The organism is Streptomyces sp. NPDC055815, assembly GCF_053616475.1.
This window is the reverse complement of sequence record NZ_JBSHDU010000010.1, coordinates 26,731-47,616: the sequence shown is the minus strand read 5'-3', so window position 1 is coordinate 47,616 and position 20,886 is coordinate 26,731. Positions and strand designations below refer to the sequence as shown.

The window sequence follows — 20,886 nt, the reverse complement described above, 5'->3', positions numbered from 1 at the left end:
GAGACGAGGGGCTTGATGGAGACAGGGGCGGGCGTGGGACGCGAGACCGGGGCCAGACCGTACGACGTGGTGCTCTTCGGGGCGACCGGCTTCGTGGGCGAGCTCACCGCGGAGTACCTGGCGGAGCACGCCCCGGCGGACTGCCGCTGGGCGCTCGCCGGGCGCAGCCCCGGCAAGCTGGAGGCCCTGCGGAAGCGGCTCGCCGCCGGCCGGCCGCACCTCGCCGAGCTTCCTCTGGTCGTCGCGGACTCGGACGACCCCGGCTCGCTGCGCGCACTGGCCGAATCCGCGCGAGTGGTGGCCACGACCGTCGGCCCGTACGTCTGGTACGGCGAGGGTCTGGTCGCGGCCTGCGCGGAGGCGGGCACGGACTATCTGGACCTGACGGGCGAGGCCGAGTTCGTGGACCTCATGTTCGTACGGCACGACGCGCGGGCCCGCGAGACCGGCGCCCGCATCGTGCACGCCTGCGGCTTCGACTCCGTCCCGCACGACCTGGGCGTGTACTTCACCGTCCGCCAGCTGCCGGAGGACGTACCGCTGCGCGTCGACGGCTTCGTCCGGGCCGGGGCCGCCTTCTCCGGCGGCACCTTCGCCTCGGCGCTGACCGCGTTCGGCCGGGGCCGTCAGATACTGCGGGCCGCGCACGAACGGCGGCTGCACGAACCGCGGTTGGTGGGCCGCCGGGCCCGCGCGCCGCTCGGCGGGCCCCGGTTCAGCCGGGAGACGGGCACCTGGGCCCTGCCGCTGCCGACGCTCGACCCGCAGGTCGTGGCCCGCTCGGCGGCGGCCCTCGAACGCTACGGGCCGGACTTCCGCTACCGGCACTACGCCTCCGTGAAGACCCTCCCGATGGCACTCGGGGGCACGGCCGTCGTCGGCGCGGGCGTCGCCGCGGCCCAACTCCCGCCGGTCCGCTCCTGGCTGATGGAGCGTTGCTCCGCGGGCGAGGGCCCGTCGGCCGAGCGGCGCGCCCGCAGCTGGTTCTCGGTCCGCTTCGTCGGCGAGGGCGGCGGACGGCGGGTCTTCACCGAGGTGTCGGGCGGCGACCCGGGCTACGACGAGACGGCGAGGATGCTCGCCGAGTCAGCCCTCTGCCTCGCCTTCGACCCCCTGCCGAAGACGGCGGGCCAGGTGACGACGGCGGCGGCGATGGGCGACGCCCTGACGAAGCGCCTGCAGGCGGCGGGCATCCGCTTCCGGGTGGCGCACCGGGGCTAGGCGTCAACAGGCTTGAGCAATCCCGATCTGCGGGCCATGGGCGCGCATTTATTGCAATGGACCTGTCGGTGAATGCAATCGTGCACGGCAAACGGCGCGCGTTTCCGGGCTGTGCATTCACCGGCATTCCCATTGCAGCAATTCAATGGCTCCGACCTGGGGATTCGGCCCATTGCGGCCTCGACTTGATTGACCCCTACATGAGCGAAACATAGCCTTCCCCACGTCAAGACGGCGGGTGGTGCAGTCGAGAAGCGGCTCCTCACCCCCGCGCGTCCACCTTTGTGGCGGCCGCAGCACCCTGCCGCGTCACCTACAGACCAGGGGTTTTCGTGATTGTTGTGACGGGTGCAACCGGGAATGTCGGCAAGGAACTCGTACGGATCCTCGTCGGAGCCGGCGAGCGGGTGACGGCGGTCTCCCGTCGCCGGGCCCAACTGCCGGACGGTGTACGTCATGTGGCGGCGGACCTCGCCGATCCGCCGAGCCTTGCCTCCGCCCTCGAAGGGGCCGAGGCGCTGTTCCTGCTCGTCGCGGGAGAGGACCCGGAGGGCATCCTCGGCCTCGCCGAGGCGGCCGGAGTGCGGCGCGTCGTCCTGCTGTCCTCCCAGGGGGCCGGGACGCGGCCGGGGGTCTACCGACACCCCGTGGCGTTCGAGGACGCCGTGCGCCGCTCGGGCCTCGAATGGACGGTTCTGCGCTCCGGAGGGCTGAACTCGAACGCCTTCGCCTGGGCCGAGTCCATCCGTGCGGAGCGCACGGCCGCGGCGCCGTTCGGCGAAGTCGGGCTGCCCACCGTCGACCCGGCGGACGTCGCCGAGGTCGCGGCCGTGGTCCTGCGCGAGGGCGGCCACGCGGGCCGTACGTACGACCTCACCGGACCGGCCCCGGTCACCCCGCGCGAGCGGGCCGAGGCGATCGGCGACGCCCTGGGCGCCGCGGTGCGGTTCGTCGAGCAGACCCGCGAGGAGGCCCGCGCGCAGATGCTGGCCTTCATGCCCGAGCCGGTGGTGGAGGGCACCCTCGCCATCCTCGGCGAGCCACTGCCCGCCGAACAGGGGACGAGCCCCGACGTCGAGCGCGTCCTCGGCCGGGCGCCGCGCGCCTTCGCCGACTGGGCCGCCCGCACCGCCCCCGCGTTCCGGTGAACTCCCGCCGGCATTCGCACCTGTGGCGGGACGTCCTCCCCGCCGTCGGCGAACCGGGCCGGCTGCTGGCCCCGGACCTGATCGGCATGGGCGAGTCGGGTTCGAAGACCCCGAGACTGCTGCGAGGAGAAAACTCATGACCGCACAGCGCAAGATCACGACCGGGCTGTTCATCTCGCTGGACGGCGTCGTGGAGGCGCCCGACACCTGGCACTTCCCGTACCTGAACGACGAGATGGAAGCCGCCGTCGGTGAGATGTTCGCCGGGGCCGACACGCTGCTGCTGGGCCGGAGGACCTACGAGTCGTTCGCCGCGGTCTGGCCGCAGCGGAGCGGCGAGATGGCCGATGCCATCAACGGCATCCGCAAGCTGGTCGCCTCCACCACACTGACCCGGACCGACTGGAACAACTCCACCCTCATCGAGGGCGATGTCGTCACCGCGGTCAAGGACCTCAAGCAGCAGCCGGGCGGCACCATCAGCCTGAGCGGCAGCATCGCCCTGACCCGCACCCTGCTGGTGGCCGGGCTCGTCGACGAACTGCGGCTGCTGGTCCACCCGATCGTGCTCGGCACCGGGCTGCGCCTGTTCCCGGAAGGTACCGCCCGGGTGCCGCTCCGGCTCGCCCGCTCGGCCACCTTCTCCACCGGCGTACTGGACCTCACCTACCAGCCGGCCTGACTCCCCTGGAGAGGGCCCTCCGAAGAAGACCTGACCGACTGCGAGGAAGCGTGCGAGACGCGATAGCCGGACCGGGCGATGCCCGGATCCGTTGGGTGGAGATCGGCGGAGAGGAACCGGCCCGGGTGTGCGTCCACGGCGCCGGCGGACAGGCGGCGGCGTACTTCACCCATGCGATGACCCTGCCCCCGCTGGCCGGACGGCGCACGCTGATGACGGATCTCCTGGGGTTCGGGCTCAGTGACCGGCCCGCGGACTTCGGCTACCGGCTGGAGGACCACGCCGACGCCCTGGCCCGCGCGCTGGACGCGGCCGGTGTCGTGGGCGCCGAGGTCGTCGCCCACAGCATGGGCGGCGCCGTGGCGATCGTGCTGGCCGGCCGGCGGCCGGACCTGGTCTCCCGGCTGGTCCTGGCCGAGCCCGCCCTCGATCCGGTCCCCCCGCCGGCGCGCGGCACCGTCGGTGTCACGACCTTCACCGAAGCCGAGTTCGCCGACGGCGGGATGGCCCGATTCCTGGAGCGGGTCGAGCCGTTGTGGGCGGCGACGATGCGTCTGGCCGACCCCGTCGCGTTGCACCGCAGCGCGTTCGGTCTGCGCGCGGGGGCGACCCCGTCGGCCCGCACCCTGCTCGCGGAGCTGACGATCCCGCGGACGCTGCTCATCGGGGCGCACTCGCAGCCGCCGACGGGTACGGCGGAGCTGGCAGCCGCCGGCGTCCGGGTCGTCACCGTCCCGGACGCCGGACACAACATCATGCTCGACAACCCGCAGGCGTTCGCCGAGCACGTCGCCTCCGCCTGAACCAGCACCCGGCCGACGGACCGCCGCCCCGCAGGGGGTTGACGGTCCGTCGGCCAGAGTCGTGCTGTTCAGGGGCGCGGCACTCAGGCGAACAGCTCGGCGAGCAGCTCGGGGCCGAGGGCGATGGGGGCGGGGCGGTAGGCCGGGGGCTGGGTGCCCATCAGCTCGCGGACCAGGAAGTCCCAGCTGCGCTTGCGGACGTAGGCGATGCAGTCGATGAGCGTGTGCTCGGCGCCGGGGACGAGGAGCAGCTCGAAGTCCTTGTCGGCGGCGACGAGGCGGTCGGCCAGCCGCAGGGTGTGGTGCGGGTGGACCTGGTCGTCCATCTCGCCGTGGACGAGCAGCAGCTTGCCCTCGAGCCGGTCCGCGAGGTCCACGTTGGACGTGCGGGCCCATGCCTCGGGGTTGTCCGCCCCGTCGTAGGTCTCCACGAAGCCGAGGTTGAAGTGGGGGGCGTCGTGCGAGCCGGAGAGGGCGACGCCGGCCTTGAACACCTCGGGGAAGTCCAGCATCGCCCGCGCCGCGGCGAACCCGCCGCCGGAGTGGCCGAACACGCCGGTCCGGTCCAGGTCCATCCACGGCCGGGTCTCGGCCAGTTGCCGCAGCGCCGCGACGTGGTCGGCCAGGTTGCCCGCGTCGGCCAGGTGGCCGTAGGAGGCGTCGTGGAAGGCCTTGCTCCGTCCCGGGGTGCCGCGGCCGTCCAGCGCCACCACCACGAAGCCAAGGGCCGCGAGGGGTTCGGCGTCCATGCCCATGCCGCCGGGGTCGAAGCACGGGGCGACCCGGTTGACCTGGGGGCCGGGGTAGACGTTGTCCACCACGGCGTAGCGGTGGGCGGGGTCGAACCCGCGCGGCCGGTACAGCACGCCGTAGATGTCCGTCACCCCGTCGGCCGCCTTGACGCGGAACCGCTCCGGCGGCGTCCAGCCGGTGGCGGTGAGCTTGTCGATGTCGGCGCGCTCCAGCTCGACGAGCACGCGCCCGGTCCAGTCGCGGACGCGGGTCACCGGCGGGGTGTCGACGGTGGACGCGGAGTCGATGAAGTACTCCTGGCCGTCCGCCGGGGTGACGACGTGGTCCAGCTCGTCGTCCGTCAGCTTGGCGAAGCCGGCGCCGTCCAGGCCGACCCGGCACACCGTGCGGCGGTACGGGTCCTCGTCGACCAGCCCGGAGGCGGTGAAGTACACGACCCGCTCGGCCTCGTCGACGCGCAGGATCTGCCGCACCGCCCACGGCCCGGAGGTGACCTGCCCGAGCAGCTCTCCGGTGTGCAGGTCGTACCGGTAGAGGTGGCCCCAGCCGTCCCGCTGTGAATACCAGAGCACCTCGTCGGCGAGCACCCGGACGATCGGCGGCTCGTACAGCCACTGGTTGGGCTCGACCCGGGTGTCGCCGCTCTCGCTGAGCACGGTGGTGACCTCGCCGGTCGCCGGGTCGAGGCGGTGCAGGGAGAGCGTGCGCAGGTCGCGGGGGCGGGCCAGGTAGTACACCGCCGAGCCGTCCTGGGCCCACCACGCCCACTTGATGGCGATCGGCGACATCTGCGGCATGAGCAGCGGCTCGGCCTGCGCGCGGACCACCCTGCCCGAGGCGACGTCCAGCACGACCAGTTCGGCCTGCGGCATGGTCTCGTCCCCGGCGTAGGCGTACCGCTGGGTGTGCAGCACGGGGGCCGTGCCGTCGGCGGGCCGCGCCTCCACCAGGTGGGTCTCCCGGACTTCGCGCTCGTCGGTCCGGTGCGCCAGCACCTTCGTCGAGTCGGGCGACCAGGCCACCGCGGGCGGCATGTGCGGCAGGCCGATCTTCCGGAGCAGGGTGCCGTTCGCCGTGCAGTCCGGGCCGGTGCCGTACTGGTGGTCGGGCGCGCCGTCGGTGGTCAGCGCCCACTCGCGGCCGTCGGACAGTGAGCGCGCCCACAGGTCGTGTCCCCGCCGGGAGACCGCGACCTTGCCGTCGGGAGACGGCACCTCCAGCGGGCTGCCCGGCGGTGTGAACTCGGCCGGCTCACAGGTGTAGTCGTCGAGGCTGCAGCGCCAGTACGCACCGAGGGCGGCGAACTCCACGGCGTTCGCGGTCGGTTCGATGGCCATGAGCGGCAGGGCCTCGGGGTCGACCTGCTGCCCGGAGGCGGTGGCCAGTGCCGCGGCGAGCCTGGCGTGGTCGAAGGCCGGCTCGCGCGTGCCCGCCGCCGGGTCGACCAGGACGAACCGTCTGCCGACGCCGTTGCTCACCGCGTACCAGAACCGGGCGCCGCCGTCGATCCACTGCGGCCTGACCTTGTCGCCGACGACGAGCTCGCCGGGGCGGGCGGGACGGTGGAGGAGCTGCTCCGCCGCCTGGTAGTCCTGGGTGGTGCTCATTCTTGTTGTCCTTCCTGGGTGCCGTTTCCGGGTGTGGCGACGCCACGGTGGAGCCGGTGCGGCGGGGGGTGAGGGGGCGATGAGGGCCTGGGGTAGACGCCGGTCGCCCGGCGAGCCGTGCGCGGACGTGATGGGGCGTCAGAGGCTGCGGGCGGTGATGTCGCCGTGGGCGGTGGTGGCGTGGATGGTCAGGGCGGGGGTGCCGTCGGCGTTCTGAAGGGTGTTGTGGATCCGGCCCAGCGTGGTGCCGGCGTCGAGGGCGGCGGAGACTCCGTGGGCGGCGCCGATGGTCAGGTCGCCGGACACGGTGCGCAGCGTCACCACGCCGTGCACGGCTTCGGTGACGTGGATGTCGCCCTTCTCGGTGCTGATCTCGCCGGGGCCGCCGAGGCGACCGACCCTGATGTCGCCGGCGAGGAGGGTGAGGTGGGCGCTCGCGGTCTCGTCGAGCTTGACGGCGCCGTTCGCGCTCTCGAAGGTGACGTCGCCGAGCCGTCCGTCGCCGAGGAGTTCGGCGTCGGCCGCCGTCGCCCGGACGCTGGAGCCGGCGGGCAGCTGGACGGTCACCTCGACCGAACCGGAGCTGCCGAGGACCCGGTTCTTCGCCTCCGGCGCCTCGATCCGCAGGACGCCGTCGGCGTAGGCGATCTCGGTCTGCTCCGCCGCCTTCACGTCGCGGCTCTTCGAGGCGTCCAGGGGCAGGACCTCGACCGTGGTGTCGGTGCGGTCGGCGGCGGTGAACCGGAGCCGCCCGGCGGGGATGTCGAGGATGACGGAGACCGGGGCGGGGGTGTCGAACTTCTGCATGGTGCTCTCCTGTGCGTCGTTGTTTCTGATGACAGAAACGCTACGTTGCCTTTACTGATTCCGCAATATCAAGTTTGCCAACTAGGCATATCTCTGCAGGTAGATGCCCATTATTCGTTGCAACGGATTGAAACCTAATGCAACGAAGGCAGTGCCGCTCGTTGCATTGAGTGGACAGTGAACGCTAGGTTCGATGCCTCAGGGAACGTGAAGGGAGACCCCGGTGCCAGGAGGCAGGCTCACTCAGCAGGAACGTCGGCGGATCGCGCTGGGGCTGGCCGACGGCCTCGCCTACGCGGAGATCGCCAGGCGTCTCGACCGTCCGGCCTCGACCATCACGCGGGAGGTGATGCGCAACGGTGGTCCCACCGCCTACCGCGCCGACCTGGCCCACCGCGCCACCGAACGCCGGGCCAGCCGCCGAAGGCGGAGCACTCCCCGAGGCCCGCAGGCGCGCCCGCCCGCCCGCGGAGGCGACATCGACGCCGTGCGGGAGTACGAGGAGACGCTCACCGGCGTCCTCGTGGCCACGGGCCTGCCCGCGATGATGGCCCGCGTCATGGCCTGCCTCACCCTCGCCGAGGCCGGCAGCCTCACCGCAGCCGAACTCGCCCGACACCTCCAGGTCAGCCCGGCATCCGTCTCCAAGGCGGTCGCGTTCCTCGACAGCCAGGGCCTCATCCGCCGGGAACGTGGTGAACGCGGCCGCGAGCGCTACACCGTCGACGACGAGGTCTGGTACCGGACGATGATGGCGGCCGCCCGCTCCACCGCCCATCTCGTCGAGACCGCGCGGCAGGGCATCGGTGTCCTCGGGCCCCACAGCGCCGCCGCCGCGCGCCTCGGGAACATCGTTCGCGTCCTCGACTTCGTCTCCGAGTGCGGGCGGACCGCGATGCAGGCCCGTGAGATCCTCCGCGCGCATACCGAAGCGATCTCGGGCGGCACGTGACGATCGGCGCCACGGAACGACCGCGCGACGGAAGGTCAGGTGCCGGCGGGGGGAATCCACTCCGCGAGCTGGATCACGATGCCGTTGGGGTCGGTGAGCTCCAACAGGTGCTCGCCCCAGGGCTCGTGGTGCAGCGGGGCGGTGATGTGGGCGCCTTCCCGCCGCAGCCGCTCGTACTCGGCGGCGACGTCGGTCACGGAGAAGGACACCAGCACCCCGACCGGCCCGGGGCCGGGAGGCAGTTCGAGGTCGCGCTGCCGTAACAGCACGTCCGGCGCCGCGTCGTCGCGGCCGAGGACCACGTACTCCTCGTCCGCCAGCACCTCCCGGTAACCGAGGTGCGTGGTGAAGAAGCGACCGGAGGCGGCCGGATCCGCGACGCTCAGCGTCACGGTGGAAGCGACGATGTTCATCGCGGTCGGTACTCCCCGACGGTGGGAACGGGCATGTCGGCGTTGCTCTTTCGCCTGCTTGCTCTGGGAACGGATCAAGCTTCACGTCACCGTGACGAGGGATCAACAGCCGAACGTGCAACGGTTGTTAACCCAGGAGTTGACGAACCCGCCCTCAGGGCAGCCCTCCGAACTGGGAACCTCTCGCCACAACGGCGTCCCACGAAGATCGTTTTCGCATTGCGAGGGGTGCCCTGGTGTGCCACGCTGACTGCCGCTCGGACGGGGCCGAGCCGCTGGTCAACGGGGTGGGGACGCGTGGAACTGCGGGACATCGAGATATTCCTGACGCTCGCCGAGGAGCTCCACTTCGGCCGTACGGCCGAGCGGCTGCGCGTCTCGGTGGCCCGGGTCAGCCAGGCCATCAAGAAGCAGGAGCGCGGCATCGGCGCGGAGCTGTTCCTGCGCGACAGTCGCAACGTACAGCTCACGTCCGCCGGCGCCCAGCTGCGGATGGACCTCGCTCCGATCTACCGGGGACTGCAGGAGAGTTTGGAGCGCGCCAGGCTCGCGGCCCAGGGCAAGATCGACGTGCTGCGGATCGGCATGATCCCCGGCAACGCCTACGACCTCCGCCCCTACTGGGAGACCTTCCGCAGCCGCCACCCGCAGTGGGGGCTGAGAATCCGTCACGCGCCGTTCTACGAGCCCTTCGCCGGCCTGCGCCGGGGTGACATGGACATCCTGGTCGCCTGGCTCCCCGTCCTGGAACCCGACCTGGTCGCCGGCCCCGCGTTGTTCACCGACACCAGGTTGCTGGCCGTCGGGCTCGACCACGAACTCGCCGGACGGTCCTCGGCGGTCCTGGAGATGCTCGGCGACTTCCCGCACGTCATGGCCCCCGACCTCCCCGACTACTGGGCCGACGCCTACACCCCGCCGCACACTCCCAAGGGGCGCACCATCGTGCGCGCCCCCGAGGTCGAAACCACCGACGACATCTTCGGGGTGGTCACCAGCGGCGAGGCGGTCATCGCCTTCCCCGCCCACGTGCGCCGCTTCTGGGCCCGCCCGGACGTCTCGTGGCTGCCCATCCCCGACATGCACGCGCTGACCTACGGCCTCGTCTGGCGCGGCGAGACCGAGAACGACATGATCCGCGCCTTCGCCACCGTCGTCCGCGATCTCGGCGAGTTCCGGCAGGAAGCACCTTGACCACCGGGATCCACCTCGCCGCGGACAGGGGGTCCGGGCAGGCCCCGGCCCCACCGGTCCCGCCGGTCCGCCGGTCCCGCCGGTCCCGCTGTTCCGCCGGCCCCACCGGTCCCGCCGTTCCGCCGACCGCGCCGGTCCCGCTGTTCCGCCGACCGCGCCGGTCAGGGCCGTACGAGCCTGAACGGGTGGCCCGCCGGGTCCGCGTAGACGCGCCAGAGGGCCTCGCCGGTCTCCCCGTCGAGCGGTACGGCTCCGAGGGCGACGACGGCCTCGTGCGCGGCGGCCAGGTCGTCGACCCGCACGTCGAGGAGGAACTGCTGCTCGGGCGCTCCCCACACGGGCGGACGGTGGTCGGCGACGCCCTGGAAGGCGAGGACCGGGCCGTCCGCGCCGCGCAGGACGGCGGAGCCTTCGCCGACGGCCCAGCGGGGATCGGGGCTCTCGACCTCGCCGCCGATCAACTTCCGGTAGAACGCGGCGAGTTCGAGGGCGTCGGGGCAGTCGAGGACGACGCACCGCAGCCGCCCGATCACCCGAGCGTCCAGCTGGTGAGGACGTACAGGATGGCGCAGGTCCAGGCCAGGGCGAGCACTCCGGCGGTGGCGAGGACCAGGGTCAGGCCGCGCCCGGTCGAACGCGGCGGAGCGGAAAGGGGAGTTGTCATGAACCCCACTCTGCCGGGCCGGGCGGCGAACGGGAATCCGTACGCGTACTCAGACGGACCCGAGTGCCTCCTTGAGTGCCCGGCGGCAGAGCGAGTCGGCGTGCCGGGTGGTCTCCGGGATCCGGTAGCGCGGCGCGAGGTGGAGGGTGTGGGCGCAGGCGTTGGCGAGGGAGACGCGATGGCCGACCGACACGAACACCGGCTTCACCCGGGACTGGGTGCGCAGGGCCCGGCCCACCTCCTCTCCCCCGGCCAGGAGCGGGGCGGCGTCGCCGCGGGTGGGGCCGGGCTGCTCGTAGGTGAAGGTGAAGGGGTTCTTGGCGACGCCGATGGACGCCCGTCCGGTGAGCACCCCGAGGTGGCTGGCGAGTCCGAAGCGGCGGGGGTGGGCGAGGCCGTAGCCGTCGCAGACGAGGAGGCCCGGGTCGGCGGTGAGGGTGTCGAGCGCGGCGAGCACGGTCGGGATCTCGCGGAAGGCGAGGAGCCCGGGGACGTACGGGAAGGAGACCCGGCCGACCGCCGTGGCCTCCTCCACCACGTCCAGGGTTCGCGCGTCGAGCACGACGGCCGCGGCGGCGACGAGGTCCCGCTCGTCGTCGTAGGCCACGTCGAGGCCGGTGACATGGCCCTCGCCGACCGCGGGCCCCTCCTCGTCGCGCACGAGCCGCCCGCGCAGCTCCTGCTGGACGGCGCGCGCGGCAGCTTCGTCTGCGGGCCAGCCCGCCGGAATCTCGATGATCGTCATGATGCGGGTCACCCTAGGACCTCTTCCGGTCCCGCATCACGGGGAGGCCTGGGGTCACCGGCCTCCAGGGCCTCCTGTCGGACCCCGCTGTTACGTTGAGGCGAGGATCTTGGCCTCGACCTCTGGAGAGGACGCATGGACGACGCACGGCTCGCCGAGTTCTCCCGCGAGCGGCTGGACGGCCGACCGATACCCGACGATCTGCGCGTGCTGCTGGTGGCCCAGTGGGAAGGCCGCACCGACTTCACCCGCCTCCTCGGCCTCGAATTCTTCGAGGCGGGAGAGGTCCACCCGCTCCTGGACACCAGCTGTCTGAGCGAAGAGGAACTCGCGGACCCGGAGATGCAGGCGGTGAACGCCGGAGCCGCGGAGATGGCCAGGCACGTCAAGCTCGTGGCGAAGGGCGGAAAGGGGTGGATCGGCTACTGGCTGCACCCCGACGAACCCTCGGAGCGCGCCTGGCGCCTCATAGAACTGGACACCGAGTTCACGTTCTGGGGCATGGCCGGCCGCACCCTGGCCGAGGGGGCCGCCGCCGAGCGGGCGAGGTACGAGGACGAGCGCGACGCGTTCGGACGGCTCGCCGCCGAACTCGCCGCGCTCGGCCTGCCACTGGGCGCCCGGGACCACGACTCCCTCGATGACACCGCGTACACGGTGGACCCGGAGGACCTCATGGAGGAACTGGTCGAGGCCGAACGCGAGAAGCGTGGTCTTCGCTGAGCGAAGCCCCTGACACCCCCGGACGGGAGGTGGTGGCCGCCCTGGCCACCCCGTGGGTCAGTGGCTGATGGCCGCGATGCCCGCCGCCGCGTACTGCTCGTCCAAGAGGCCGCTCGGGGCTCCCGCGACGCCGATGCCGGCGATCGGGGCGCCGTGGTAGTGGATCGGGAGGCCGCCGGCGAGGAAGAGGGTGCCCGGGATGTCGGCCAGGGTCGGGTTCTGCTGGAGGCGGCCGACCAGGACGGAGGTCGGGGCGTTGAAGGAGGCGGCGGTGTACGCCTTGCGCCGGGCCGACTCGAAGGTGTGCGGGCCCGAGCCGTCGCCGCGCAGGTGGACGATGGTGTTGCCGTCGCGGTCCACGACGGCGACGCTGACGTGCTGACCGTCGCCCTCGGCCGCGGCGAGCGCGACCCGGGCGGCCTTGAGGGCGGCCTCTTCGGTGAGGTGCGCGGTCTGGACGACGTTCTTGTCCTTCACCTCGCCCGGACCCGACACCGCGGTCGCGGGCGCGGCCGTGGCCGCGCCCAGGCCGAGGACGATCAGGGAGGCGCCGACGACGACGCGCGTGCGCAGGGAGGAGGAACGCTTCACAGGGGCTCCTGGGCAGGAGGGGGCCCCGGGGGATCCGGAGCGCCGGTGCCGCTCATTGGAACAGCGTCGTCGGGGGTTCCCGGGGCGGCGGCGCGCCCGGTCGCCCGATACGGGAACAGTCGTACGCCGAACGGGCGCCCGGGGTGGCGGCGGGTAGCCTGGCGATCATGTTCGTACTGGAATTGACCTACACCGCGCCCGTCGAGCGGGTGGACGCCCTGATGGACGCGCACGTCGAGTGGCTGGACGCGCGCTACGCCGAGGGCGTGTTCCTGGCGTCGGGCCGTAAGAACCCGCGGGACGGCGGGGTCATCCTGGCCGCCGGGGTCGACCGCGCGGAGATCGAGAGGATCACGGCGGCCGACCCGTTCAGCGTCGAGGGCGTGTGCGCGTACCGGATCACGGAGTTCTACGCGACCAAGACGGCCGACGGAATCGCCGCGTACCGGGAGCAGCTGCCCTCCTAGGCGCTGAGCGCGGACGGCCGGTGCCGCCCAGACAGCAGCAGCCCTCACGATCCGGCTCCGCCCATGGCCGGCCGGAGGGGTTTCAGGCGGCCACCTGGAGGACGATCTTGCCCTGCAGGTGGCCCTGTTCGGCGCGTGTGTGGGCCTGCGCCGCCGCGCTCAGCGGGAAGACGCTGTCGATGCCGACTCGTAGCCGGCCGACATCGATCAAGCGTGCCAGCTCGGCCAGGTGCTCCCCGTGGGAGCGCACCTGCCATCCACCCACCGTGATGCCGAGCTGCGCGGCGCGCTCGCGGTGGTACTCCCCGAGGTAGACGGGGGCGATGAAGCCGCCCTGCCGCACCACCGGCAGGAAGCGGTGGCCGTCCGGGCCGCCGACGGTGTCGATCAGTACGTCCACCTCCCGTACGACGTCCTCGACCGCGGCCCGGGTGTAGTCCACGAACCGGTCGGCGCCCAAGTCCTTCAGAAACGCCTCGTGACGTCCAGAGGCCACGGCGATCACCTGCGCGGCGCCCGCGGCCTTGGCCAACTGCACGGCGAAGTGGCCCACTCCTCCACCCGCGCCGTTGACCAGGACCGTGCTGCCCGGTGTGAGGCGCAGGTGCTCGACGATGAACTGGTAGGCGGTGAGACCTGCCATCGGTACGGCCGCGGCCTCCACATGCCCCAGCGCGGCCGGCTTGCGCGCGAGGTGCGCGGCGGGCGAGGTCGTGAACTCGGCGTACCCCGAGGCCCGGCCGGGGAAGTTCACCAGTCCGAACACCTCGTCGCCGACCTGCCACTCCGTGACCCCTGCGCCCACGCCCGCGATCACACCGGAGATGTCGGAGCCCGGTGTGAACGGCAGCGGCCACACCGGACGCATCGCCTCCGGGATGTTCGCGAAGCCCCGGCGCGCGTACCAGTCGGGCGGGTTGACGCCGGCCGCATGGACCCGTACCAGCACCTCGCCCGGCCCTGCCACAGGCCGCGGCACCTCCTCGTACACCAACTGCCCGGGCTCGCCGAAGGCGTGCACCCGCACGGCCCACATCGTCGCTGTCCCCATGCCGTTCCCCCAGACGCCGAATGACGCACCCCGTCCAGATAGAATCCGGAGCACTGCTCCGCATAGTAACCGGAGCAGTGCTCCGGTTGTCAATGTCAGGAATTCCCATGCCAGATGGACCCGCCCCGCAGGGGCAGCGCGCCGACGCACACCGCAACCGCGAGCGCATCCTCAAAGCCGCAGGTGAGGTCGTCAGCGAAGAGGGCACCCAGGCCTCGCTACGGGACGTCGCCCGCAGGGCCGGGGTCGGACTGGGCACGCTCTACCGGCACTTCCCGACCCGCGACGCCCTGCTGGAAACCCTGCTGCGCACCGGCTTCGACCAGCTGACCGAGGAGGCCGGCCGACTGCTTGACGCGTCCCCGCCGCCGGAGCGGGCACTGGCCGAATGGCTCGGCGAGTTCACCTTCCGCGCCGGCGCCTTCCGAGGACTGCCGGCTTCGCTGATGGCCACGCTCGACGACCCGGACTCGGCCCTGCACGCCTCGTGCGTGGCCATGCGCGAGGCCGGCGGCCGACTGCTGCGGGCGGCCCAGCAAACCGGGCGGATCCGCCCCGATGTGGACGGCACCGACCTGTTCGCCCTGGCCAACGCCCTCAGCTGGATCGCCGACCAGGCGCCTTCGATCGCCGCCCGCCGCGACCACCTGCTCACCCTGATCATGGACGGGCTCGCGCACCCCGGCGCCAGGTGACCCGTGCCAGGTCCTGTCCGGGCCCACCTGGATCGCCCGGACAGGACCCAGTGCCCTTAGGGGGTCAGTCGGGCGATGCGGCCCTTCTCGCCGGAGGCCCAGCAGGAGCCGTCCGGGGTGCAGTCGACCGTGTCGTACGAGCCGGTGTCGACCGTGCGCCAGGTGCGGCCGCCGTCGGTGGTGAGGTCGGTGCCGGTCGGGCCGACGGCGAGCGCGGCGGTCCTGCTGTGCGGGAGCCAGGCGACGCCGGAGCGGTAGGCGGGCGGCGGCGTGGCCGAGGCGAGCCAGCTCCGGCCGCCGTCGGCGGAGACCGCGCCGGCCTGCGGGGACGGCTGGTCCTTGCGGTAGTCACCGCCGACGGCGATGCCGTGGGTACGGTCACGGAAGGCGAGCCCGAAGACGCCGCGGGCCGGGTCTCCGGCCGGGATCGGCGTGTCCGTGGCGGTCCAGGTCAGTCCGCGGTCCGCGGAGTGGAGCACGCGCGCGGTGGCCCCGCCGCCCGTCGCGAGCCACACGTCGCGCGGTCCGGCCGACACGAGGCACTGGCCGCTCGCGGCGAAGCCGGCCTCGCCGGGCAGCGCGTCGGGCATCCCGGCGGTCGGCAGGACCTGCCAGGAGCGGCCGCCGTCGCGGGTGGACAGGATGCGGTACTTGCCGTCGACCGGATCGCTCATCGCGAGCCCGTGCCGGTGGTCGAAGAAGGTCATGCAGTCGTAGAAGGCCCGCGCGTCGGTGTTGCGGAAGGACTCGGTCCAGGTGGCGCCGCCGTCCTCGGTGCGCAGCACCCGGGAAGCCTCGCCCTCCCCGATGGCGAGGACGACGGCCCGGCGGGCGTCGAAGGCCTCGACGTCGCGGAACTCCAGGTCGCCCGCGCCGGCCGGCGACACGTTGCGCCAGCTGCGGCCGCCGTCGGTGGTGCGCAGCACCGTGCCCTTCGAGCCGGCGGCCCACGCGGTCCTGCGGTCGACCGGCGCGAGGCCCCGGAAGCGGGCGTCGGTACCGGTCGGTGTCAGCTGCCAGCCGGCCGCTGCCGTGGGGGTCTCCCCGGCCCGCGCCGGGGCGGCCAGGGTCAGCGCGAGCGCCGCCCCGATCAGCCCCACCGACATCATTCGTCTCGTCTTCCCCATGGACGTCATGGCGCCGGAAGCTAGTGCCCCGGGCCGCTCCCCGTCCAGGGTGCGTCCCGGGCCGGTGGTTCCTAGGCTGGGTCGCATGACGGAAGGTGAAGGGACGACGGAGGAACGGCCCCGCCTCAAGGAGTACGAGGGCGAGGGCATCACCGTCACGTTCGAGCCGCGGCGCTGCCTCCACGCGGCCGAGTGCGTCCACGGCCTGCCGGAGGTCTTCGACCTGTCGCGGCGCCCGTGGGTGCTGCCCGACGCCGCCGAGGCGGACCGGGTCGCCGAGGTCGTCCGGCGCTGCCCCTCCGGGGCGCTCCAGTACCACCACCGCCCCGAGGACGCCGTGCCCGAGCCCCCGGACTCCCCCACCACGGTCCGCCGCACGCCCTCCGGCCAGCTGGTGGTCCGGGGCGACCTGGTCGTGACCGGCGCCCACGGCGACCGCCACGAGACCCGGGTGATGCTCTGTGGTTGCGGGGCCTCGGGGAACCAGCCGTACTGCGACCACTCGGGCCCCTGCGCGGAACCGGACGACGACGACGTCCCCGAACAACGCTGACCCCGGCCCCACCACGAACACGCACCAACCCCACCCCAGCCACACGCGCAAACACGCCCGACGGCACCAGCCGAAGACCACCCTCGCGCCGGACGACCCAAGAGACCGCGCCGGACGACCCAAGAGACCGCGCCGGACGCGATTCAGAGACCCCGGTGACGCAGGTCACGTGGGGGCCGAGTGCACGTTCCCGGCGCTTCGCTCGTCTAGAGGGGTGTCAGGTGCCCTGGTGTCGGGGAGACGCACAGGATCCGAAGCCCGCGTGAGAGGAGCCGGTCTTGTCCGCCGTCATCGAGCAGGCCGTGCAAGCCCGTCTGGTCGCATCCGCTCCCCGGATGGAGACCGTCCCCGCCACCCTCCGGTACGACCGGGAGGATCCGTACGCCGTGAGCATGGCCTTCCCGCCGCCCGCGACCCTGGAGGGCGTCGAGGTCTCCTGGGCCTTCGCGCGCGAGCTCCTCGTCCAGGGGGTCGAGCGCCCGGCCGGCGTCGGGGACGTGCGCCTGCGTCCGTACGGCTACGACCGCACCGTCGTCGAGTTCCACGCCCCGGAAGGCGTCGCGATGGTCCACGTCCGGACCTCAGAGCTGCGCCGTTTCCTGGAGCGCTCGCAGCACCTCGTCCCGGCCGGGCGCGAGCACCAGTACCTGGACTGGGACCAGGACCTGGCGGAGCTGTTCCGCGAACGCCCCTGACCGGGGCCGCGTTAAATCGATTGCCGCCCCTCCGCTCCCCGGCGTACGGTCGGTCCTGACCTTGTCGTCACCCGATCGGAGAAGGACGTTGCTCGTCTGAGGTTGCGAGACACCGAGCCGCGCGTGCCCCCTGTGCCGCGTGTGCCGTTCTCGACCTCGGCGTACGAGCCGTTCTCCACACTGCCCGCGCCCCGGTGTCTCTCGCGTTGCCCCCTTTTCCCTGCGTACGCGACCGGGAGGCCTCCATGGCGCATCACCCCACTTTCCTCACCTGCACCTCGCTCTCCTTCTCCTGGCCGGACGGCACCGAGGTCTTCGACGACTTCCGGCTCACCGTCGGCCCCGGCCGCACCGGCCTCGTCGGGCTCAACGGCTCCGGCAAGTCCACGCTCCTGAGGCTGCTCGCGGGCGAGCTGACACCGCAGGACGGCACCGTCCGGGCCAACGGCGAGCTCGGCTACCTCCCGCAGAACCTGGTCCTGGACACCGGGCGCCGGGTGGACGAGATCCTCGGCATCGCCGACAGGCGGGCCGCCCTGCACGCCATCGAGGCGGGCGACCCCGCCGAGGAGCACTTCACGACGATCGGCGACGACTGGGACGTGGAGGAGCGGGCCCGGGCCGTCCTCGACCAGCTCGGGCTCGACCACGTCGGCCTGGACCGGACCGTGGGCGAGATCTCGGGCGGCGAGTCCGTGCTGCTGCGCCTCGCCGCGCTGCTGCTCGCCCGACCTGACGTACTCCTGCTCGACGAGCCCACCAACAATCTGGATCTGCACGCCCGCGCCCGGCTGTACGAGGCGGTGGAGAAGTGGTCCGGGGTCCTGGTCGTGGTCAGCCACGACCGTGAACTCCTGGAGCGCGTCGACCAGATCGCCGATCTCCGGGACGGAGAGGTCGCCTGGTACGGCGGCAACTGGTCCGCCTACGAGACGGCGCTCGCCGCCGAACAGGAGGCGGCGGAGCGGATGGTGCGGGTCGCCGAGGCCGACGTACAGCGTCAGAAGCGCGAACTGTCCGAGACGCACATGAAGTTGGCGCGTCGCAGGCGGTACGGGCAGAAGAGCTTCGAGAACAAGGTCGTCCCCAAGATCGTGGCGAACGGCCGCAAGCGTGACGCCCAGGTCTCGGCCGGCAAGCAGCGCACGCTGCACGCGGAGCGCCTCTCGGAGGCGAAGGAGCGGCTCGACGCGGCCGTGGAGGCGGTACGGGACGACGACGAGATCAGGGTCGAGCTGCCGCGCACCTCGGTGCCGCCGGGCCGCGAGGTGCTGCACCTGCGGGATCTCGAGCTGCGGTACGGGGCCAGGGTCGGCGGCGCGTTCGAGCTGCGCGGCCCGGAGCGGATCGCGCTGGTCGGCCGGAACGGCGCCGGGAAGACGACGCTGCTCCGGACGATCGCCGGTGAGCTGGAGCCGCTGGCGGGCGAGACGGACGCGCGGGTGCCGCTCCGCTTCCTGCCGCAGCGGCTCGACGTGCTCGACGACGGGCTGAGCGTGGTGGAGAACGTGGCCCGCTTCGCGCCGACGGCGACGCCGAACACGATCAGGGCCCGGCTCGCGCGGTTCCTGTTCCGGGGGGCGCGGGCGGATCAGCCCGTCGGCACCCTGTCGGGCGGGGAGCGGTTCCGGGCGACGCTGGCCGCGCTGCTCCTCGCGGATCCGGCTCCGCAGCTGCTGATGCTGGACGAGCCGACGAACAATCTGGACATGGCGTCGGTGCGGAAGCTGACGGCGGCCCTCGACGCCTACGAGGGGGCGCTGATCGTGGCGAGCCACGACGTGGCGTTCCTGGAGTCCCTGGGGATCACGCGCTGGCTGCTGCTCGACGGTGAGCTGCGGCCGACGACGGCGGAGGAGGTCAGGGGGACGGCCCCGAGCCCTCGCCGGAGTGATGCCGGAGTCTAGGTGTCTGGTTCTAGCGGTGGAGTAAGGCCCAGGACTTGGTGCCTCCGCCGGGTGTGAGGACGGGGGCGAGTCCCCAGTCCCCGCCGTGCGCGTCGACCGCCGCGGCCAGCAGCCACATGCTGCGGCTGCGGCGGTCGCGGCATTCCTCGGCCGCGTGCGGTGAGGCATGGGCAGGGTGCTGGTCGTAGAGGACGATCCGCAGCGCCTCGAACTGCCAGCGGACGCGCAGGACCATCTCCCGGTCGGGGGTGAACCGGTAGGCGGCGGAGACGAGTTCGGAGGCGGCGAGGGTGGCGGTCTCGCAGAGTTCGGACAGACCGTGCCGGGTGAGGAGCGAGCGGACCGCCTCCCGCGCGAGTCCCGCGCAGTAGGCGCCGCCGGGGAGCAGCATCGAGTAGCTGAGGTTCTCCGTGGCGGGAGGTATGGGCCCGGCCGGGACGGCGGTCGGGAGGCAACGCAGGGCGCCCTTCATCGGTTTGCTCACATTTCCTGGTGCATGGGGGGTACACGCACACGGGAACGGTAGCCCCGTGTGAGACTTGCGCTACCGACCGTAGCGCACGACCGGAGCACGGTGCTACTACTTGCGGGTAGTCGTTCCATTCCGGCCGAAATGGACGCCCCACCCGCGCCGCGGCGTCACGGAACGAAAGGGAGTCAGAGCGTGCCACCCAGGAGCAGTCCGACCGCGCGACAGCAGCGCCTCGGGAGCGAACTGCGCAGGCTGCGCGAACAGTCGGGGATGTCGGCCCAGCAGGCCGCCGCCCTCCTGGGCGTCGACCGCACCCGCATCCCGAACATCGAGTCGGGCCGCTTCGGGATCAGCGCCGAGCGCGTCCGCACCCTCGCCTTCAACTACGGCTGCCCGGACACCGGACTCGTCGACCTCCTCGCCGGCATGGCCCAGGAGCGGGACCGGGGCTGGTGGGAGGAGCACCGCGGACTGCTGCCGCCCGCCCTCCTCGACATCGCCGAACTGGAGTTCCACGCCTCCGAGTTGGAGACCTCCGTCACCACGCACATCCCGGGCCTCCTGCAGACCGAGGAGCACGCCCGGGCGGTCTTCGACACCGCCGTCCCCCCGCTGCCGGAACCCGACCTGGAGGCCCGGCTCGCCCTGCGGCTGCGCCGCCAGGAGGTCCTGGACCGGGACCGGCCGGTGCGGTACGAGGCGGTGATCCACGAGGCGGCGCTGCGCATGCAGTTCGGCGGACCGAAGGTCGCGCGGGCCCAGCTGGAGCACATCCTGAACCACACCGAGCGGGACACCGTCTCCGTACGCGTGATCCCTTTCGCCGCAGGGGGTTTCCCGGGGGCGGGCCAGTCGTTCACCTACGTGGCCGCGCCGGTGCCGCAGCTCGACACCGTGCAGCTCGACTCCTCCCACGGGTCGCTCCTGCTGGACACCGACATGCAACTCCGTCGGTACCGCGGCCTGCTGGACCGGCTGCGCGGGCTCGCGCTGTCCGCGACCGAATCGCGCGCCTTCGTCCGCGCCATATCCCAGGATCTGTGAAGGACCTCCACACCATGAACGTCACGACCCCCGCCCCCGCCGCCCCCGCCGCCGCCGCGATCGACTGGAACGAGGCCTTCTGCAGCGAGGGCGCCAACTGCTTCCGCTTCGGCCTCGACGGCGCCGGGCGGGCCTACATCGGCTCGACGCTCTCCCCCGACGCGTACGTCAGCGACTCCGTCGAGGCGCTGCGGGCGCTCATCTCGGCGGTGAAGGCCGGCGCGGCCGATCATCTGCTCTGAGCCCGCCGATCATCTGCTTCGAGCCCGCCGGGGCACCTGCGCCGAGCCGCCGGGACGTCTGCGCCGAGCCGCCGAGCGCGTCTGCTCCGAGCCGCCGATCATCTGCTCTGAGCCGCCGGGCGTCTGCGCTGCGTAGTCGGCCACGGGACCCCCGAAGGCCGATCCGGACGTGACCTGCGTCTCCGGCACCCCGCCGGAGCAGCGTACATAACGGAACGTAACCGGACATCGCCGGGACGGGCTTGGCCGACGCCTTACGGAGGCTTAACCTACGGTCTCGTAACCTACGAATCCGTAGGTATGCCCGTATGCCCCCCTCTCCGTCCCCAG

General features: G+C 72.5%; 24 protein-coding genes. 14 read left to right on the top strand and 10 right to left on the bottom strand.

The window, feature by feature from the left end:
• Window positions 1-33: 33 nt before the first annotated feature.
• The 4 genes from ACWGN5_RS09740 to ACWGN5_RS09725 all read left to right on the top strand — a co-directional run bounded on the left by ACWGN5_RS09740 (window position 34) and on the right by ACWGN5_RS09725 (window position 3,854).
• A complete protein-coding gene (locus ACWGN5_RS09740) occupies window positions 34-1,221 on the top strand; it encodes a saccharopine dehydrogenase family protein (protein ID WP_453512980.1) in 1,188 nt (395 codons plus the stop codon).
• Window positions 1,222-1,553: 332 nt separating this feature from the next.
• Window positions 1,554-2,369, top strand: coding sequence for an NAD(P)H-binding protein (locus ACWGN5_RS09735; RefSeq protein WP_453512977.1), 816 nt, complete (start codon window positions 1,554-1,556; stop codon window positions 2,367-2,369).
• Window positions 2,370-2,505: 136 nt separating this feature from the next.
• Window positions 2,506-3,051 (top strand): dihydrofolate reductase family protein, encoded by a 546-nt coding sequence (locus ACWGN5_RS09730; protein ID WP_453512976.1) that lies wholly within the window; start codon window positions 2,506-2,508, stop codon window positions 3,049-3,051.
• A 50-nt stretch (window positions 3,052-3,101) separates the two neighbouring features.
• Window positions 3,102-3,854, top strand: coding sequence for an alpha/beta fold hydrolase (locus ACWGN5_RS09725; RefSeq protein WP_453512975.1), 753 nt, complete (start codon window positions 3,102-3,104; stop codon window positions 3,852-3,854).
• Between the two features lie 83 nt (window positions 3,855-3,937).
• Here ACWGN5_RS09725 and ACWGN5_RS09720 read toward each other — a convergent pair whose 3' ends face one another.
• On the bottom strand, window positions 3,938-6,214 hold the full coding sequence (locus ACWGN5_RS09720; RefSeq protein WP_453512973.1) for a DPP IV N-terminal domain-containing protein: 2,277 nt from the start codon (window positions 6,212-6,214) through the stop codon (window positions 3,938-3,940).
• A gap of 138 nt (window positions 6,215-6,352) precedes the next feature.
• Entirely contained in the window at window positions 6,353-7,021 is a 669-nt protein-coding gene (locus ACWGN5_RS09715; RefSeq protein ID WP_453512970.1) for a DUF4097 family beta strand repeat-containing protein, read from the bottom strand.
• Window positions 7,022-7,244: 223 nt separating this feature from the next.
• Here ACWGN5_RS09715 and ACWGN5_RS09710 point away from each other — a divergent pair, with 223 nt between their 5' ends.
• Complete coding sequence (locus ACWGN5_RS09710) at window positions 7,245-7,973, top strand: helix-turn-helix domain-containing protein (protein WP_453512968.1); 729 nt, start codon at window positions 7,245-7,247, stop codon at window positions 7,971-7,973.
• A 35-nt stretch (window positions 7,974-8,008) separates the two neighbouring features.
• On the opposite strand, the gene ACWGN5_RS09705 is transcribed toward ACWGN5_RS09710, so the two are convergent.
• A complete protein-coding gene (locus ACWGN5_RS09705) occupies window positions 8,009-8,386 on the bottom strand; it encodes a VOC family protein (protein WP_453512967.1) in 378 nt (125 codons plus the stop codon).
• A gap of 297 nt (window positions 8,387-8,683) precedes the next feature.
• Between ACWGN5_RS09705 and ACWGN5_RS09700 the strand changes: the two genes are divergently transcribed.
• Window positions 8,684-9,580 (top strand): LysR family transcriptional regulator, encoded by an 897-nt coding sequence (locus ACWGN5_RS09700; protein WP_453512965.1) that lies wholly within the window; start codon window positions 8,684-8,686, stop codon window positions 9,578-9,580.
• A gap of 161 nt (window positions 9,581-9,741) precedes the next feature.
• On the opposite strand, the gene ACWGN5_RS09695 is transcribed toward ACWGN5_RS09700, so the two are convergent.
• The 3 genes from ACWGN5_RS09695 to ACWGN5_RS09685 are packed head-to-tail and all read right to left on the bottom strand — an operon-like array spanning window position 9,742 to window position 10,989.
• Entirely contained in the window at window positions 9,742-10,113 is a 372-nt protein-coding gene (locus ACWGN5_RS09695; protein ID WP_453512964.1) for a VOC family protein, read from the bottom strand.
• On the bottom strand, window positions 10,110-10,244 hold the full coding sequence (gene mmpA / locus ACWGN5_RS09690; protein WP_281192586.1) for a morphogenic membrane protein MmpA: 135 nt from the start codon (window positions 10,242-10,244) through the stop codon (window positions 10,110-10,112). Before mmpA ends, ACWGN5_RS09695 begins: the two co-directional genes overlap by 4 nt.
• Window positions 10,245-10,293: 49 nt before the next feature.
• Entirely contained in the window at window positions 10,294-10,989 is a 696-nt protein-coding gene (locus ACWGN5_RS09685) for an endonuclease V (RefSeq protein ID WP_453512961.1), read from the bottom strand.
• Window positions 10,990-11,124: 135 nt separating this feature from the next.
• On the opposite strand from ACWGN5_RS09685, the gene ACWGN5_RS09680 reads away from it, so the two are divergent.
• Complete coding sequence (locus tag ACWGN5_RS09680; RefSeq protein ID WP_453512959.1) at window positions 11,125-11,712, top strand: hypothetical protein; 588 nt, start codon at window positions 11,125-11,127, stop codon at window positions 11,710-11,712.
• Between the two features lie 57 nt (window positions 11,713-11,769).
• Here ACWGN5_RS09680 and ACWGN5_RS09675 read toward each other — a convergent pair whose 3' ends face one another.
• Window positions 11,770-12,303, bottom strand: coding sequence for a GlcG/HbpS family heme-binding protein (locus ACWGN5_RS09675; RefSeq protein ID WP_453512957.1), 534 nt, complete (start codon window positions 12,301-12,303; stop codon window positions 11,770-11,772).
• A gap of 167 nt (window positions 12,304-12,470) precedes the next feature.
• On the opposite strand from ACWGN5_RS09675, the gene ACWGN5_RS09670 reads away from it, so the two are divergent.
• On the top strand, window positions 12,471-12,770 hold the full coding sequence (locus tag ACWGN5_RS09670; RefSeq protein ID WP_453512954.1) for a YciI family protein: 300 nt from the start codon (window positions 12,471-12,473) through the stop codon (window positions 12,768-12,770).
• An 82-nt stretch (window positions 12,771-12,852) separates the two neighbouring features.
• Here the strand turns inward: ACWGN5_RS09670 and ACWGN5_RS09665 are convergent, their stop codons facing one another.
• Complete coding sequence (locus ACWGN5_RS09665; protein WP_453512952.1) at window positions 12,853-13,821, bottom strand: NADP-dependent oxidoreductase; 969 nt, start codon at window positions 13,819-13,821, stop codon at window positions 12,853-12,855.
• A 107-nt stretch (window positions 13,822-13,928) separates the two neighbouring features.
• On the opposite strand from ACWGN5_RS09665, the gene ACWGN5_RS09660 reads away from it, so the two are divergent.
• Window positions 13,929-14,516, top strand: a complete 588-nt coding sequence (locus ACWGN5_RS09660; protein WP_453512949.1) for a TetR/AcrR family transcriptional regulator — start codon at window positions 13,929-13,931, stop codon at window positions 14,514-14,516.
• Between the two features lie 56 nt (window positions 14,517-14,572).
• Here the strand turns inward: ACWGN5_RS09660 and ACWGN5_RS09655 are convergent, their stop codons facing one another.
• Window positions 14,573-15,652 (bottom strand): WD40/YVTN/BNR-like repeat-containing protein, encoded by a 1,080-nt coding sequence (locus tag ACWGN5_RS09655; RefSeq protein ID WP_453512947.1) that lies wholly within the window; start codon window positions 15,650-15,652, stop codon window positions 14,573-14,575.
• Between the two features lie 76 nt (window positions 15,653-15,728).
• On the opposite strand from ACWGN5_RS09655, the gene ACWGN5_RS09650 reads away from it, so the two are divergent.
• The 3 genes from ACWGN5_RS09650 (at window position 15,729) to ACWGN5_RS09640 (ending at window position 18,798) form a co-directional block, all read left to right on the top strand.
• Window positions 15,729-16,196, top strand: a complete 468-nt coding sequence (locus tag ACWGN5_RS09650) for a (4Fe-4S)-binding protein (RefSeq protein ID WP_453512944.1) — start codon at window positions 15,729-15,731, stop codon at window positions 16,194-16,196.
• Between the two features lie 278 nt (window positions 16,197-16,474).
• The gene (locus ACWGN5_RS09645; protein WP_453512941.1) at window positions 16,475-16,891 is read left to right on the top strand and encodes an SsgA family sporulation/cell division regulator; all 417 of its coding nucleotides are present in this window, start codon (window positions 16,475-16,477) and stop codon (window positions 16,889-16,891) included.
• 245 nt (window positions 16,892-17,136) lie between these two features.
• Entirely contained in the window at window positions 17,137-18,798 is a 1,662-nt protein-coding gene (locus ACWGN5_RS09640; RefSeq protein WP_453512938.1) for an ABC-F family ATP-binding cassette domain-containing protein, read from the top strand.
• Between the two features lie 10 nt (window positions 18,799-18,808).
• Here ACWGN5_RS09640 and ACWGN5_RS09635 read toward each other — a convergent pair whose 3' ends face one another.
• Window positions 18,809-19,282, bottom strand: a complete 474-nt coding sequence (locus ACWGN5_RS09635; RefSeq protein WP_453512936.1) for an ATP-binding protein — start codon at window positions 19,280-19,282, stop codon at window positions 18,809-18,811.
• Window positions 19,283-19,462: 180 nt separating this feature from the next.
• On the opposite strand from ACWGN5_RS09635, the gene ACWGN5_RS09630 reads away from it, so the two are divergent.
• Together ACWGN5_RS09630 and ACWGN5_RS09625 are read left to right on the top strand one after the other, a co-directional pair.
• The gene (locus ACWGN5_RS09630) at window positions 19,463-20,314 is read left to right on the top strand and encodes a helix-turn-helix domain-containing protein (RefSeq protein ID WP_453512933.1); all 852 of its coding nucleotides are present in this window, start codon (window positions 19,463-19,465) and stop codon (window positions 20,312-20,314) included.
• Between the two features lie 14 nt (window positions 20,315-20,328).
• Window positions 20,329-20,556 carry a hypothetical protein gene (locus ACWGN5_RS09625; protein ID WP_453512932.1) on the top strand — a complete coding sequence of 76 codons (228 nt, stop codon included), beginning with the start codon at window positions 20,329-20,331 and terminating at the stop codon, window positions 20,554-20,556.
• The last annotated feature ends 330 nt before the right edge of the window (window positions 20,557-20,886 follow it).